Origin of the sequence: Janthinobacterium breve, assembly GCF_051380895.1 — a bacterium.
Taxonomy (GTDB): domain Bacteria; phylum Pseudomonadota; class Gammaproteobacteria; order Burkholderiales; family Burkholderiaceae_D; genus Janthinobacterium.
Window position 1 is genome coordinate 48,247 of sequence record NZ_JBNYXY010000002.1, and the last position, 14,712, is coordinate 62,958.

The 14,712-nt window shown below is 63.0% G+C and carries 14 protein-coding genes; 1 reads left to right on the forward strand and 13 read right to left on the reverse strand.

Translation table 11 applies throughout. From position 1 onward, the window contains the following. Positions 1–2 precede the first annotated feature (2 nt). From ACQ4W0_RS02980 to ACQ4W0_RS02995, 4 genes are all read right to left on the reverse strand, one after another. Entirely contained in the window at positions 3–1,172 is a 1,170-nt protein-coding gene (locus ACQ4W0_RS02980) for a patatin-like phospholipase family protein (RefSeq protein ID WP_436575428.1), read from the reverse strand. A gap of 51 nt (positions 1,173–1,223) precedes the next feature. Continuing rightward, complete coding sequence (ggt, locus tag ACQ4W0_RS02985) at positions 1,224–2,999, reverse strand: gamma-glutamyltransferase (protein WP_436575429.1); 1,776 nt, start codon at positions 2,997–2,999, stop codon at positions 1,224–1,226. 84 nt (positions 3,000–3,083) lie between these two features. Beyond that, on the reverse strand, positions 3,084–3,842 hold the full coding sequence (locus tag ACQ4W0_RS02990; RefSeq protein ID WP_071078915.1) for a 3-hydroxyacyl-CoA dehydrogenase: 759 nt from the start codon (positions 3,840–3,842) through the stop codon (positions 3,084–3,086). Between the two features lie 156 nt (positions 3,843–3,998). Then, positions 3,999–4,442, reverse strand: a complete 444-nt coding sequence (locus ACQ4W0_RS02995; protein WP_436575430.1) for a hypothetical protein — start codon at positions 4,440–4,442, stop codon at positions 3,999–4,001. A 292-nt stretch (positions 4,443–4,734) separates the two neighbouring features. On the opposite strand from ACQ4W0_RS02995, the gene ACQ4W0_RS03000 reads away from it, so the two are divergent. Continuing rightward, a complete protein-coding gene (locus ACQ4W0_RS03000) occupies positions 4,735–6,792 on the forward strand; it encodes a TonB-dependent receptor domain-containing protein (RefSeq protein WP_436575431.1) in 2,058 nt (685 codons plus the stop codon). A gap of 3 nt (positions 6,793–6,795) precedes the next feature. Here ACQ4W0_RS03000 and ACQ4W0_RS03005 read toward each other — a convergent pair whose 3' ends face one another. From ACQ4W0_RS03005 to ACQ4W0_RS03045, 9 genes are all read right to left on the reverse strand, one after another. Beyond that, positions 6,796–7,146 carry a glycine zipper family protein gene (locus ACQ4W0_RS03005; protein ID WP_436575432.1) on the reverse strand — a complete coding sequence of 117 codons (351 nt, stop codon included), beginning with the start codon at positions 7,144–7,146 and terminating at the stop codon, positions 6,796–6,798. 15 nt (positions 7,147–7,161) lie between these two features. After that, on the reverse strand, positions 7,162–7,542 hold the full coding sequence (locus ACQ4W0_RS03010) for a hypothetical protein (protein ID WP_436575433.1): 381 nt from the start codon (positions 7,540–7,542) through the stop codon (positions 7,162–7,164). A gap of 206 nt (positions 7,543–7,748) precedes the next feature. Beyond that, entirely contained in the window at positions 7,749–9,872 is a 2,124-nt protein-coding gene (locus ACQ4W0_RS03015) for a sodium-translocating pyrophosphatase (protein ID WP_436575434.1), read from the reverse strand. 195 nt (positions 9,873–10,067) lie between these two features. Next, on the reverse strand, positions 10,068–10,724 hold the full coding sequence (adk, locus tag ACQ4W0_RS03020; RefSeq protein WP_034782090.1) for an adenylate kinase: 657 nt from the start codon (positions 10,722–10,724) through the stop codon (positions 10,068–10,070). 320 nt (positions 10,725–11,044) lie between these two features. Continuing rightward, positions 11,045–11,803: a 3-deoxy-manno-octulosonate cytidylyltransferase gene (gene kdsB, locus ACQ4W0_RS03025; protein WP_436575435.1), complete on the reverse strand. Its 759-nt coding sequence runs from the start codon at positions 11,801–11,803 to the stop codon at positions 11,045–11,047. A 2-nt stretch (positions 11,804–11,805) separates the two neighbouring features. Next, a complete protein-coding gene (locus ACQ4W0_RS03030) occupies positions 11,806–11,982 on the reverse strand; it encodes a Trm112 family protein (protein WP_010395789.1) in 177 nt (58 codons plus the stop codon). After that, the gene (gene lpxK, locus ACQ4W0_RS03035; RefSeq protein ID WP_436575436.1) at positions 11,963–13,018 is read right to left on the reverse strand and encodes a tetraacyldisaccharide 4'-kinase; all 1,056 of its coding nucleotides are present in this window, start codon (positions 13,016–13,018) and stop codon (positions 11,963–11,965) included. Before lpxK ends, ACQ4W0_RS03030 begins: the two co-directional genes overlap by 20 nt. 93 nt (positions 13,019–13,111) lie before the next feature. Continuing rightward, complete coding sequence (locus ACQ4W0_RS03040) at positions 13,112–13,552, reverse strand: ExbD/TolR family protein (protein WP_436575437.1); 441 nt, start codon at positions 13,550–13,552, stop codon at positions 13,112–13,114. Further along, positions 13,549–14,154, reverse strand: a complete 606-nt coding sequence (locus ACQ4W0_RS03045) for a MotA/TolQ/ExbB proton channel family protein (RefSeq protein ID WP_436575438.1) — start codon at positions 14,152–14,154, stop codon at positions 13,549–13,551. Before ACQ4W0_RS03045 ends, ACQ4W0_RS03040 begins: the two co-directional genes overlap by 4 nt. Between the last annotated feature and the right edge of the window lie 558 nt (positions 14,155–14,712).

Genomic DNA, 14,712 nt, shown 5'->3' on the forward strand with positions numbered 1-14,712 from the left:
TCTCAAGAACCAAAAAACGCCAGTACATCGTCCTTGCGGGCCTGCGTATCGCGCTGTCCAAGACGGATCAGTTCGTTAGTATACGTCGATTCGAACAATAAATACGATGCCAGCGCCGCGCCGCGCGCTTCAGCCGCGCCGATGCCCGACAACATGGTGCGGATGGGACGCGGCAAACTGCCGATATGCCGGCTGGCGATGGCGTCGAGCCGCTCGGACGGCGCGATGACCAGCAATTCCACCGGCCGCAAGGCCGTCTTGCCCAGCAACTCAGGCGGCAGCATCGACAAGGTGAGGTTGATGCGATTCAGGCGTTCGATGTCGACGGCCAGGCCATCGAGGAAGATCGACGACAGCGCGTGCCCGGCGATCTGCGCCAGGCTGGGGTAGCGCGCCGCTTCAGACGCGGCGGGCGCCGGTTCCGTCATGCGCCCCGCCCCCACCACCAGCACCTTGTTCGCACCCAGGTGGATGGCCGGCGAGATCGGCGCCAGCTGGCGCATCGATCCGTCGCCGCAGTATTCGCGCTGGCCACCGATATACAGGGGCACGGCGGGGAAAATAAAAGGGATGGCGGCCGAGGCGAGCAAGTGTTCCACGCCGATCTGGTCTTGCAAGGCCAGGCGCTGCGTGCGCACCCAGGGCGCGATCTCGGCGGCCGTCTGGTAAAACGTCATGTGGCGGCTGCCCGAATACGACGACGCCGTCACGGCCAGCGCATGCAGCAAACCATCGGCCAGCGCCGCGTCCAGGCGCGGCAGGTCGAGCATGCGGTGCAGCAGGCTGACCAGCGGAGTATTGTCGAGCAGGGAATTGGGCGGCGAGGCATGCCACTGGCGCAGCAGCCAGCCGAACGACAGCAACGACAGCCAGCGCGCGCCCGAGCGGATCACGCCCAGCGAATCGGCGCGGTAGACTTGTTCGACCTGGATGTGCTGCCACACGTCGAGCAGCTTTTGCACGCCTTCGCCGAAGTTGTCGGCCCGGCAGGCCAGCGCCGTGGCGTTGATGGCGCCGGCCGAGGTGCCGCAAATGATGTCGAACGGGTTGCGCGCAGGCGCCCAGCCCGCTTCCCACAGTATCGCCGAAATCGCCTGCAGCACGCCCACCTGGTAGGCGGCACGGGCGCCTCCTCCCGTAAGTATCAAGCCTGTTTTATTTTGCATTCCCATGCCGGCAGATTAGCAGGGTCTTGATACTTTGTGGAAAAGTTTCGGGGTGAATCAATCACCTCTGACCATCCCCTCACGCCGCGGATCGGCCCCGCCGAACCAGAAATCCTTGCCGTGCGCATTCAGGCGCATGATGCCCTGCAAGCCGGAATTCTGTTCAATCACGCGCACCTCGTGGCCCATGGCTTGCAGCGCCTCGACCTGGGCTGCCGGCGCGCGGCCCTTTTCCAGTTCCGTCGGGCCATTGCGGCTGCCGAAGTTCGGCAGGTTGATGGCCTGCTGCACGTTCAGGCCCCAGTCCATGGTCCCGACCAGCACCTTGGCGACATAATTGATGATGGACGAGCCGCCCGGCGATCCCGTCGCCAGCACCAGCTTGTGCGTGCCCTTTTCGAACACCAGCGTGGGCGACATGGCGCTGCGCGGACGCTTGCCAGCCTGTACGCGGTTGGCGATGGGGCCATCCGCATCGCGCGAATCGAACGAGAAATCCGTCAGCTGGTTATTCAGCAAAAAGCCGTCAACCATCTGGCGCGAACCGAAGGCGTCTTCCACGCTGGTGGTCATCGACAGGCCGCCGCCGAAGGCGTCCACCACCACCAGGTGCGACGTGGACGGGCGCTGCAGCGCATTGTCCATGCCCCACGCCACCTGCATGCCGGGCGGCGTGCCGGGCAAGGCACGGCCCATGGATTTCTCGCCGATCAGGGAGGCGCGCTGCGCCAAATAGGTTTTATCCAGCATCGACGCGATGCCCTTGCCCGGCAGCGGCACGAAATCCGTGTCGGCCACGTAGCGGTTGCGGTCCGCGTAAGCCAGGCGCCCCGCTTCCGAGAACAGGTGGATGGCCTGCGCATCGAGCACGCCGTCGACGGGCGCATAGGGCCGGATATCCTTCACTTCCAGCACGCCCAGCATTTGCGCGATGGCGATGCCACCCGACGATGGCGGCGGCATGCCGCACACGGTCCATGCCTTGTAGTCGCTGCAGACAGGCTCGCGCACCTTGGCCTGGTAGCCGGCGATATCGACCGCCGTCAGCTTGCCCGGATTGGTCGGGTGCGACGCCACCTTGGCGGCGATGTCGCGCGCGATGCGGCCCTGGTAAAAGGCGTCGGCGCCGCCACGGGCGATCTCGCGCAGGGTGCGCGCCAGCTGCGGGTTTTTCAGCACATGGCCGACGGGCCAGGCCTTGCCCTCCTGGTCATAGAAATACGCGGCGGCGACGGGGTCGCGCTTCAGGGCCTGGTCCCAGTTCAGCAGGCCGTTGAGGCGCTGGCTGACGGGAAAGCCGCCGTGCGCCAGGCGGATGGCGGGGCCGAACAGGGTCGCCCACGGCAGCTTGCCATGCTCCTTGTGCGCCAGTTCCAGCATGCGCAGTACGCCCGGCGCGCCCACGGAACGCCCACCTACCACGCCCGTGGCGCGCGAGACGGGGCTGCCGTCGGCATTCTGGAACAGGTGTTCGTCGGCAGCGGCGGGCGCCGTTTCGCGCCCGTCGAACGCTTGCACGCCCTTGGCCGTAGAGTACAGCAGGAAGGCGCCGCCGCCGATGCCCGACGATTGCGGTTCGACCAGCGTGAGCACGAGCTGCGTGGCGATGGCCGCGTCGATGGCGCTGCCGCCTTTTTTCAGCATCTGGTAGCCGGCATCGGCGGCCAGCGGATTGGCGGCGGCCACCATGAATTTCTGCGCCGCCCAACCCGATTTTTCCGCATACGCGGTGGCGATTTCCGGCGCCTTTTGCGGCACTTCGGCAAATACGGGACTGGCAGCCAGGGCTCCCAGCAAGGTCAGGCTCAGTGCCAGCGGCTTCAATGTGATCATGGATTCTCCGATAAAAAAAGGGCGCACAGCCAGGCAAGGCTGTACGCCCCATACGGGGGTATCCTACATCAAATCACGCCGGGCTTATTTCGGCTGCATGCGGATTGCTCCATCTAATCTAATCGTTTCGCCATTGAGCATGACGTTTTCCACGATGGCTTTCACCAGTTGCGCGTATTCGCCGGGCTTGCCCAGGCGCGATGGGAACGGCACCATCTTGCCCAGCGCGTCCTGCACTTCGGCCGGCATGCCCAGCAGCATCGGCGTTTCGAAAATGCCGGGCGCCACAGTCATCACGCGGATGCCGTTGCGCGACAGGTCGCGCGCCATCGGCAGGGTCAGTCCCACCACGGCCGCTTTCGACGAAGCGTAGGCCGCCTGGCCGATCTGGCCATCATAGGCCGCCACGGAAGCCGTGTTGATGATGATGCCTCGCTCGCCTTCAGCGGTGGCATCTTGCTTGGCCATGGCGTCGGCCGCCAGGCGGCACATATTGAAGGTGCCCACCAGGTTGATGTTGACGACTTTCTGGAACAGGGCCAGCGGATGCGGACCATCCTTGCCCACGGTTTTCACGGCAGGCGCCACGCCGGCGCAGTTGACCAGGCCGCGCAAGGTACCCAGCTTGCCTGCCGCCGCCACCACGGCCATGCCATCTTCTTCCGACGTCACGTCGCACTGCACGAACACGCCGTTCAATTCAGCGGCCAGCGCCTGGCCCGCCTCCGTCTGCACATCGGCCAGCACGACCTTGCCGCCAGCGGCCGTCAGCATGCGCGCCGTGGCCGCGCCCAAACCCGATGCGCCGCCCGTGATGATGAATACATTGTCCTGAATCTGCATGAAATCTCCTGAGTGATAAGGGCCGTGTTCCCGGCGCCCGATGGTTGCATGATGCATGATGCCATCATTACGTTTACGTAAACGTAATGTCGGCGACAATTGTAGCCACTTTTGCGATCACCGAGCGAAAACTTGCAGCAGCAGCGAATGGCAGGTCTAAAAACACTGCATGAAAGCGCCGTTGCGATGGCAGATGCGGCCGTTGGCATCGAGCGTCGCATTGCCCGCGCCGTTGTAGCGCGCGCCGGCCGCGTCGCGGCAACCGCCTGTGTCGCAGGCACCGATGGGCTGCGGCGCGCCGGGCATGGGCACGGCCGGGCTGGGCGGCAAGGAAGGCATGGACACGACAGGCGGCGCCGTGCGCTGCACGGGCATGCGGCCGATTACTTGCGCCACGGAACGGCGCGGCTGCATGGGCGGCGCCGGACGGCAAGGTTCCACCGCCAGCTTGCCGCTGTCGCGCGGGTCGAGCTGGCAGACGGGCAAAGGTTCAATCAAGGACTCGGCGGGCGCCGCCTGCTCCTGCCCCCAGGCATGGCCGCCAGCCAGCAGCCACATGCCGCAGGCCAGCGCAGGTATCGTTGTTGTCATCCTCGTCATACCGCCTCCCCCAGTACCCATCGTACAACGTTCATTATTGGCACACGCCGCGCCAGATGCCAGCGTGAGTAACAATTTCTCACGTTTGCACCTGCTGCACACCACCGATGCGCACGCTGCAACAGTGTTTTATTTCCTTTCAGCACTTTCCTTCTTGCCAGCATGGCATTACAATAAGAACGATTCTTATTCTCATTAGCGGAATTCGAGCGCAGTTTCTTCTCTTTTCATTCATTTATACCCGAGCCACCCGGAAGGCAGCCAGGAAATAACAACATCCGGAAAGTTCACCATGACCCAGCGTAGTCCCGCCATCGCAGCCCCCGTCGCCACTCCCGCCCGTGCCATCCATTCCACCGCCCTGCTGCTGCCCTGCCTGCTGTCGCTGGCCGTCAGCAACGCCTGGGCAGAAGGCAATGTGGCCGCTGATCCCACCATGAACACGGTGGTCGTCACCGCGTCCGGCACGGCCATCGATATCAAGGATGCGCCGGCCAGTATCAGCGTCATCACGCGCGAGGAAATCGAGCGCCAGCCCGTGTATGACCTCAACACCCTGCTGCGCCGCATCCCCGGCGTGACGGGCGGCACCGGCCCCGAAGGCGAGGCGTCGAAGATCAAGCTGCGCGGCTTGCCCGACAAATACACCTTGATCCTGGTCGATGGCAAGCGCGTGGGCAGCTCGGCCGACACGGCTTACCGCCCCGACCTGGGCCGCCAGGACTTGAACTGGATCTCGCCCGACATGATCGAGCGCATCGAAGTGGTGCGGGGCCCCATGTCCTCGCTGTATGGTTCCGATGCCATGGGCGGCGTGATCAACATCATCACGCGCAAGGTGCCTGGCAAGTGGAACGGTTCGGCCATGGCCAACTACACACAACCGCAGGACAGCGACCGCGGCACGGCGCACCAGCTGGGCGTGAACCTGGCGGGTCCCCTGTCGGACACGGTGGGCATGCGCCTGGGCGTGAGCCAGACGCGCCAGAATCCCGATGAAAAATACGACAAGGCGGGTGGCATGGGCGGCGAACGCAACCAGACTGTCTCGGGCCAGCTGAACTGGGCGCTGGGCAAGAAACAGAACCTGTCGCTGGACGCCAGCTATGGCAGGCAGGAAGCCAGCGATTCGAGTGCGCATGATGAGAATGGCGAGGCGCTGGTCTACAGCTGGGGTGCCAACAAACTGATACGCAAGAGCGTCAGCCTCGGCTATGAAGGCCGCTGGGACTTCGGCAAGACCACGGTCAACCTGTATCACAACGACTTCGATAACGAAGTCGTCGGCTCGGTAGCAAAATCCAAGGACAGCACGCTCGATGCCAGCCTGGAAAAACGGGTCGGCTGGGGCGGCATCGAGCAAATGCTGGTGATGGGCGGCCAGTGGAAGCACCAGGAACTGACGAACACGAATACCATCGGCACCGTGCCCACCGATTACCTGGGCAACACCGTGAGCGGCGCGACCTTGTCGGGCACCACCTCGGCCCTGTTTGCGGAAGATCAATTGTTCCTGCGCGAGAACTTGACGGCCACGGCCGGCCTGCGCCTCGATCACCACAGCAAGTTCGGTAACCACTACAGCCCGCGCCTGTACCTGGTGTACCACCCTGCCCCCGCCTGGACCATCAAGGGCGGCATCTCGCAAGGCTTCCGCGCCCCGAGCCTGAAGGAAAACTCGCCGGCGGCAGCAACCAACTCGGGCGGACGCGGTTGCGGCAGCCTGAAACCGCTGGGCTACGTCACCGGCTCATGCTACATGGCCGGCAATGCGGACTTGAAGCCGGAAACGAGCACGGCCGGCGAAATCGGCGTGGCGTGGGAACAGAATGGCTGGGATGTGGGCCTGACCTACTTCCACACGGACTTCAAGAACAAGATCGACTATGCGCCGCTGGGTTTTTACCAGCAGCGCTGGTGGACCAAGATGACGAATATCCAGAAGGCGCGCACCAGTGGCCTGGAAGCGACGGCCACTATCCCGCTGACGAAAAACCTGAACTGGCGTAACAACGTGACCTACATGGCGGAAGCGAAAAACCTGACCACGGGCGCCAACCTGCTGTCGACGCCAAAACTGTCGTGGTACTCGGCGCTGGGCTGGCAAGTCAACGACCAGCTGTTCGGCGAAGTATCGGCCCAGTACACGGGCAAGGAACTCGATGCGGGCAAGCTGGCCGACAAGGCCTACACCATCGTCGACACCGTCGTGTCGTACAAGGTCACGCCCCAGTGGACCGTGCGCGGTGGCGTGCAAAACCTGTTCAAGAAGGGGCCGATGGCCGATGGACTGGTCGATTACTACGTGCCGGGACGGCGCATGTTTGTCGGCCTGACCTCGCGTTTTTAAGCCTTAATAACGGGGCGGCGGCGTATCGGGCGGCGGCGTGGCGGCATTCGCCGGTACGCCGCTCAGCATTTGTCCCGCAATAGGTACCTTGTGGCTGCTGGCATACATGCATTGCTGATAGGCGCCGTCGTAGCGACGCTGCATGCCACTGTCAAGCCCTGCCTGCTGCGCCGTACCGTCTCCCATTTGCGCCTGCGCGTAACTGCGGCACTGCATGTCGTCACTGCGAAATTGCGCGAAACTCTTGCCTGTGCCAGGCAAGACCGTGGCCGACGGCCCATCGGGCATCACCGTGCACGCCGCCAGCAAGAGGGGCGCCAGCAATGCCGCCCGCCTCCATAAGATCGTGTTCATGTCACACCTCGCTCATCATTGCACGCTGACAGGCGCCACGGCGCGCCATGGTAGCGCGCAACTTTTCACATAGGGATAATAGCCTTGCGGATTACGGCAGTAGTACCACATCTGCGCCGTCGGTTCGCCGCCCTGTTCTACATACACCGGGGGTTGCTGCAGGATGACCGTGCGTCCGTACGGGTAGCCGTACCAGGGGTCGCCATACCAGCCCGGCCCGTACCCATACAACCATGGCGAGCCTATCCACACGCCCACATGCGAGTGGCCATGAAAATTCCCATGCCCGCCGTGAAAGCCGCCATGCCGGCCAGGCGCCGCCTGGACCAACCCTGCCGCGCCCACCAATATCAGCAACGCCAGCAATGCGCCGCCCTTCCTGTTGATGCTGTTCATGACATCCTCCTACCTAGCCGTATTTACCCCACCTGCCCGAGCGTGGAGCGCCATTCATTATTGGCAGAGATACAGAGCAATAAAAGGCACCGTAACAATTGCTCACCTTTGATACGCCAAGGATATGGACAGCAGGCAAGTTTCACCTGCATACAACGCAAACAGCCCCGCGGCGCGGGCCACGGGGCTGCAGGGATGGCGCCGTCTTATTGCGCGGGCAAGCTTTGCACGGGTGTCGCTGGCGCCAGGATGGGCGGTGCGGGCGCGTGGATGGGCGCAGGCGCCTTGACAGCCAGCCAACCCGTGGCCGGCAACAGCGGCACCAGCAGCAGGGCCACGATATTGATGATCTTGATCAAGGGGTTCACGGCAGGTCCCGCCGTGTCCTTGTACGGGTCGCCCACCGTGTCGCCCGTGACGGCCGCCTTGTGCGCGTCGGAACCCTTGCCGCCGAAGTGGCCATCCTCGATGTATTTCTTGGCATTGTCCCAGGCGCCGCCGCCCGTGGTCATGGAAATGGCCACGAACAGGCCCGTGACGATGGTGCCCATCAAGAGGCCACCGAGCGCCGCTGGCCCCAGCAGCATGCCCACGACGATGGGCACCACCACGGGCAGCAGGGACGGCACGATCATTTCACGGATGGCGGACGCCGTCAGCATATCAACGGCCTTGTCGTATTCGGGCTTGGCCGTGCCTTCCATGATGCCCTTGATGTCGCGGAACTGCCGGCGCACCTCGACCACCACGGCGCCCGCCGCGCGGCCCACGGCTTCCATCGCCATGGCGCCGAACAGGTAAGGAATCAGGCCGCCGATGAAGAGGCCGACGATGACCATGGGGTTCGACAAATCGAACGTAATGTGCTGCCCCACCGATTCGAGCGCATGCGTGTAGTCGGCAAACAGCACCAGCGCGGCCAGCCCGGCCGAGCCGATGGCATAGCCCTTGGTGACGGCCTTGGTGGTGTTGCCGACGGCGTCGAGCGGGTCGGTGATGGCGCGCACGGAATCGGGCAAGCCGGACATTTCCGCGATGCCGCCCGCATTGTCGGTGATGGGGCCATACGCGTCGAGCGCGACGATGATGCCCGCCATCGACAGCATGGAGGTCGCCGCGATGGCGATGCCATACAGGCCGGCCAACTGATACGACACAAGGATGGCGACGCAGACGGCCAGCACCGGGTAGGCGGTGGACTTCATCGACACGCCCAGGCCGGCGATGATATTCGTGCCGTGGCCCGTCGTCGACGCTTCGGCGATGTGGCGCACGGGCTTGAAGTCCGTGCCCGTGTAGTACTCGGTGATGTAGACCATCAGGCCCGTGAGGACGATGCCGACGACGGTGGCGCCCATCATCTTGTAGCGCATGGCGTCGTCCGGCCACAGCAGCCACGTCACCACGGCAAAGCCGACCAGCGACAGGCCAGCCGCCCACCACAGGCCCGTGTACAGGGCCGACATGATCTTCGCGCCCGGCTTGGTTTTCACCATCGAGCAGCCGACGATGGAAGCAAGGATGGAGACGGCGCCCAGCAGCAGCGGGTAGATGATGGCCGTGCTGCTGGCCTCGGCCATCAGCAACGCGCCCAGCAGCATGGTGGCGATCAGCGTCACGACATAGGTTTCGAACAGGTCGGCCGCCATGCCGGCGCAGTCGCCCACGTTGTCGCCCACATTGTCGGCGATGACGGCCGGGTTGCGCGGATCGTCCTCGGGGATGCCCGCCTCGACCTTGCCCACCAGGTCCGCGCCCACGTCGGCGCCCTTGGTGAAGATGCCGCCACCGAGCCGCGCGAAGATGGAAATGAGCGAGGCGCCGAAGGCCAGGCCGATCAGCGGCTTGATCAAGTCATGCTGGGTCAGGCCGGGCGCGCCCGTCGTCACCAGCAGCCAGTAGAACAGGGTCACGCCCAGCAAGCCCAGTCCCACCACCAGCATGCCCGTGATCGCGCCGCCCTTGAAGGCCACGTTCAGCGCCTGGTTGATACCCAGCGTGGCCGCCTGCGCCGTGCGCACATTGGCCCGCACCGAGACATTCATGCCGATGAAGCCGCAGGCGCCCGAGAGCACGGCGCCGATCAAAAAGCCCAGCGCCGTATGCAGGCCAAGCAGCGCATAGATGGCGATCAGGAGCACCACGCCGACGATGGCGATGGTGCGGTACTGGCGCGCCAGGTAGGCGGCCGCGCCCTGCTGGATGGCCAGGGCGATTTCCTGCATGCGCGCGTTGCCGGGATCCTGGCGCAGGATCCAGCTACGCGACACCAAACCATAAATGACTGCGACCACGCCGCAGGCTACCGCAAACCACAAACTGGCTGCCATATCGTCCCCTTCTGTTTTTATCCGACGTCATTGCCAACAGCTGCAGACCGCACCGGGTAGGCACGCGCAGCCAGGAAAACACGACCTGCAAAAAACCTGAACTACGAAAACGTTATGCACTCAGCCATGCTGGCAGTCTGCCTGAAAAGCGGGCAGAAAAAAAGCGGACACTCAGGTCCGCTTTTAAAAAACTGCTTATTCCGCCAGGGCAGCAAAGGCGCTGTCGCGAATTTGCTCGACCGGACCGACGCCGGCGATGCGGCGGTATTTCGGCGCGCCTGGCAGGCCGGACTTGGCCCAGTCGTTGTAGTAGCCGAGCAAGACCTTGGTCTGGTTGTGATACACATCCAGGCGCTTCTTGACGGTTTCCGCCTTGTCGTCGTCGCGCTGGATCAGCGGTTCGCCCGTGATGTCATCGATGCCGTCGACCTTCGGCGGGTTGAATTTGACGTGGTAGACACGGCCCGAACCGGGGTGGCTGCGGCGGCCATCCATGCGCTCGATGATCGATGCATCGGGCACGTCGATTTCCAGCACGTAGTCGACATTGATGCCGGCATCCTTCATGGCGTCCGCTTGCGCGATGGTGCGCGGGAAGCCGTCGAACAGGTAGCCATTGGCGCAATCGGCTTCCTGCAGGCGGTTCTTGACCAGGCCGATCATGATGTCGTCCGACACGAGGCCGCCCGCATCCATGACTTTTTTCGCTGCCAAGCCCAGTTCCGTGCCTTCCTTGATCGCCGCGCGCAGCATGTCGCCCGTGGAGATTTGTGGAATGTTGTATTTTTCTTTGATGAAATTAGCTTGGGTGCCCTTGCCGGCACCGGGTGCTCCTAAAAGTATCAGACGCATTGAAAAGTTCCTAAAAAACAGATTTTGGATGGTGGTATGTGTAATTATTTTTAGATGATGTTGCTATGGCTATCTTTCCCTACGAAACTTACCACAAAAAATCCCCGGAGCGCCAGTTTGCTATCAAATTGCTATGCCCTGATTGATCAAAGCCAGCAATTAGCGATACGGACGTTTCAAAATGTGGTTTTTTATGGCAGACCCCGCATAAAGTTTTTCTCGCGCACGCACGGCGCCTGAAAAACGTTCAGGGCAAGGCGCCCCGCCGCAGACAGTACGAATGTACGGCAAGGCGGGGCAACGCAGCCATGGGCGTTTTCTCAGGTGGCGTGCTGGTAGTGCGCCTGTACTCTGGCAAGATCTTCCGGCGTATCGACGCCGGCGGCCGGCGCACTTTCGGTCACGTGCACGGCGATGGCAACACCGTGCCACAGCACGCGCAACTGCTCCAGCGCCTCGATGGCTTCCAGCGGCGAAGCGGACAATTGCGGATATTCTTGCAAGAACGCATTGCTGTACGCATACAGGCCGATATGGCGCAACGGCACATAGCCTTGCGGCAAGTTTTCACGGGATTGCGCGAAGCCGTCGCGGTGCCAGGGAATCGTCGCGCGCGAGAAATACAAGGCACGACCGTTCTTGTCCAGCACGACCTTCACCACGTTCGGATTGAATGCGTCAAGCACATCGTGCAGCGGATGGGCGCAGGTCGCCATGGGGACGGTGGCGCTGATCTGCGCCGCGCAGGCGGCCAGCAGGGACGGATCGATCAGGGGTTCATCGCCCTGCAGGTTGACGACGACGGCGTCGGGCGGCAAAGCTAGCGTGCGCGCCACTTCGGCGATGCGGTCCGTGCCCGACGGATGGTCGGCGCGCGTCATGCACACTTCCACGCCATGCGCGGCGCAGGCGGCGCGGATGCTGTCATGGTCGGTGGCGACGATGACGCGCGCGGCACCCGACAGCAGCGCCTGCTCGGCCACGCGCACCACCATGGGCTTGCCGCCCAGGTCGGCCAGCGGCTTGCCCGGCAGGCGCGTCGAGGCCAGGCGGGCCGGGATGATGACGATGAACGCCATCGTTATTCCACTGCGTCTTGCAGGGTACGCGCTTCGTCCGCCCACATGATGGGAATGCCATCGCGGATAGGATAGGCGAGGCGGTCGGCGCGGCAAATCAGTTCCTGCGCCTTCTTATCGTGTTCAAGCGGACCCTTGCAAACAGGGCAGACCAGGATATCAAGCAGTCGAGCGTCCACGACATTTCTCCACAATTTGTTGGGCCAGCGCGCTATCGATGCGCGCACTGACGGGGACAACCCACAGTCTCGGGTCATCTTTGAGATGTTCAATTTGCGCACATTTTACTGCATCCTTCTCGGTGATCAAGATCACATCCGTCTCCAGTGCCGCAAATGGCTGGTCGAGGAAGTCGTGATGGTCGGGCAAGGGCAGTTCCATGAAGTCCAATCCGGCGCCGCACAGCATGGCAAAGAAACGCCGGGGGTTGCCGATGCCGGCCGCCGCCACGACGCGCTGGCCGCTGGCGGCAAGGGTGGCGAGCGGCATGCGCTCGCTGCGGTCAAGCAGGCGTTCGGCCTCCCCGCCATCGAGCAGCATCTGCACGACCAACGCACCTGCGGGCGCAACCCTGGCAACGAGATCGGGCGCCAGCTCCGGCGCATTGATCACCGTCACGTCGCGCCGGCGGCGCGGCGATTCGCGCAAGGGACCGGCTGGCAGCAGCCAGCCATTGCCGGCGCCGCGACCGTCGAACAGCACGATTTCCACGTCGCGCTGCAAGGCGTAATGCTGCAAGCCGTCGTCCGTGACCAGCACGTCGACGTCCGGGTGCGCCGCCAGAAGCGCCCTGCCCGCTTGCGCGCGGTCGCGCCCCACCATCACGGGGCAACCGCCGCGCTGGAAGATCAGCAGCGGCTCGTCGCCCACCTGCTGCGGCGTGGAGGTGGCGGTGACGGGGCGCGGCAGCCGGTCGGCGCTGCCATGGCCGCGCGAAATGACGCCCGGGCGCATGCCCGCGTCGCGCAAGGCTTGCACCAGCCAGATCGTCAGCGGCGTCTTGCCCGTGCCGCCGATAAAAATGTTACCGACGACGACGACGGGCACGGGCAGCCGGCTCGACTGCAGCACGCCAGCGCGGTACAGGCAGCGCCGCACGGAACTCAGGACGCCGAACAGCAGGGAGACGGGCCACAGCGCGCACGCTAGCGGGCCGCGCGTCAGCCAGGCGCGGGTGAGAGTGGTTTCAAGCTTGGCGGGGGAGGATGTGGGCATGGGGACAGACGTTAAAAATAACCCCAGGTGCAAAATCCGGGGTCAGACCCGGCGGGTCTGACCCCAGCACTTCGATTGGGGTTGAATAATAGCTTACTTGCTACCCGCCTGCGCCGCAAACGTCAGCTTTTCATAGCCGGCCAGGCGTGCCGCTTCCATGACGTGGATGACCATTTGGTGCATGGCGAACTGGTCGGCGTTGACCACCACCACGGGCGTCTGCGCGGGCGCCTTGCCGCCATTGGCCGCCTTGGCCGCATTTTGCAGGGCGTCGGACAGGCCGGCCACGTCGCGGAACGAGACCGGTTCGCGGTTGACCGTGTAGTTGCCCTTGGCATCGATGGTCACGTCGATCTGCTGCGGCTTGTCCTTGGCTTGCTCGGCGTCGGCCGTCGGCAAGGTGATCTGCAGCTCCGTAAATTTGCTGTAGGTGGTGCTGACCATGAGGAAGATCAGGATCACCAGCAGCACATCGATGAACGGGATCAGGTTGATTTCGGGGTCTTCACGCCCCTTGCCTTTGCGGAAGTTCATTGGCGGCCACTGTGGACGATGTCGACGAACTTGACGGCTTGCTGCTCCATGTCAATGACGAAGCTGTCGACGAGGGCGCGGAAGTGACGGTAGAAAATCAGGGCCGGCATGGCGATGGCCAGGCCAAAGCCCGTGTTATACAAGGCCACCGAGATGCCGTGGGCCAATTGTGCGGGATTCGAGCCGCTGGCGTTTTGCGAACCGAAGATTTCGATCATGCCCACCACGGTGCCGAACAGGCCCATCAGCGGCGCCAGGGTGGCGATGGTGCCCAGTGTCGTCAGGAAACGTTCCAGCGTGTGGGCCACGCCGCTGCCCGCCTCCTCGATCGATTCCTTCATCACCTCGCGCGGCGCGTCGACATTGCGCAGGGCGGCGGCCAGCACCACGCCCAGCGGCGAATTATCTTCCAGCTTGGCCAGCGTGTCCGGCGTGATCTTGCCGCTGCGATACACCTGCACCACTTCATCGAAGAGCTTGCGGGGCAAGATCTTGCCACGTCGCAAATACAGCAGGCGCTCGATGATCAAGGCCAGGGCGACGATGGAAGCGATCAACAACAGCCAGATGGGCCAGCCAGCGGCTTGAAATATAGCGAGCAAAAGAAACTCCTGGTAAAGGGAAGGCGATGGACCGCCCGGACAGCCTGTATTGTACCGAGCGCCGAAGAACGATGGCATGTCAGCGCAGGAATGGCGCAATGTAGCGCGTTGCCGCGCCGGCGGCAAGTGGCGCCTGCATGCACACTTGTCTACACGGCGCGGCGGACGGGCGCTGCCAGCGCGCAGTTTTGCACACTTTGTGTGGATAAGATTGTGAGCAAGCATGAAGTCCAGCATGCAAGTCATTGATTTTGATGGATATTATCGTACTGCGCAAAATACAGGCATAGCAGCTTATCGACAGTAGTCAATGTCATAAAATTAACAAATATGGAGTTCTGCACATTTACTGTGGACAAGATTGTGCGCAAAGCCCCGGAATTCAATTAAGTCATTGATTTTAAAGAAAATTAAATGTATGCATAAAAAAGTGGCAGACGGCGCGAAGCAAGGGACATTGAGAGGGTCAAAGTTCTGCACACAATCTGTGGACAAGATTGTGCGCAAACGCAAGAATAGGCGCCAAGTACATTGATTTATATCGTTTTTATTGCCCTG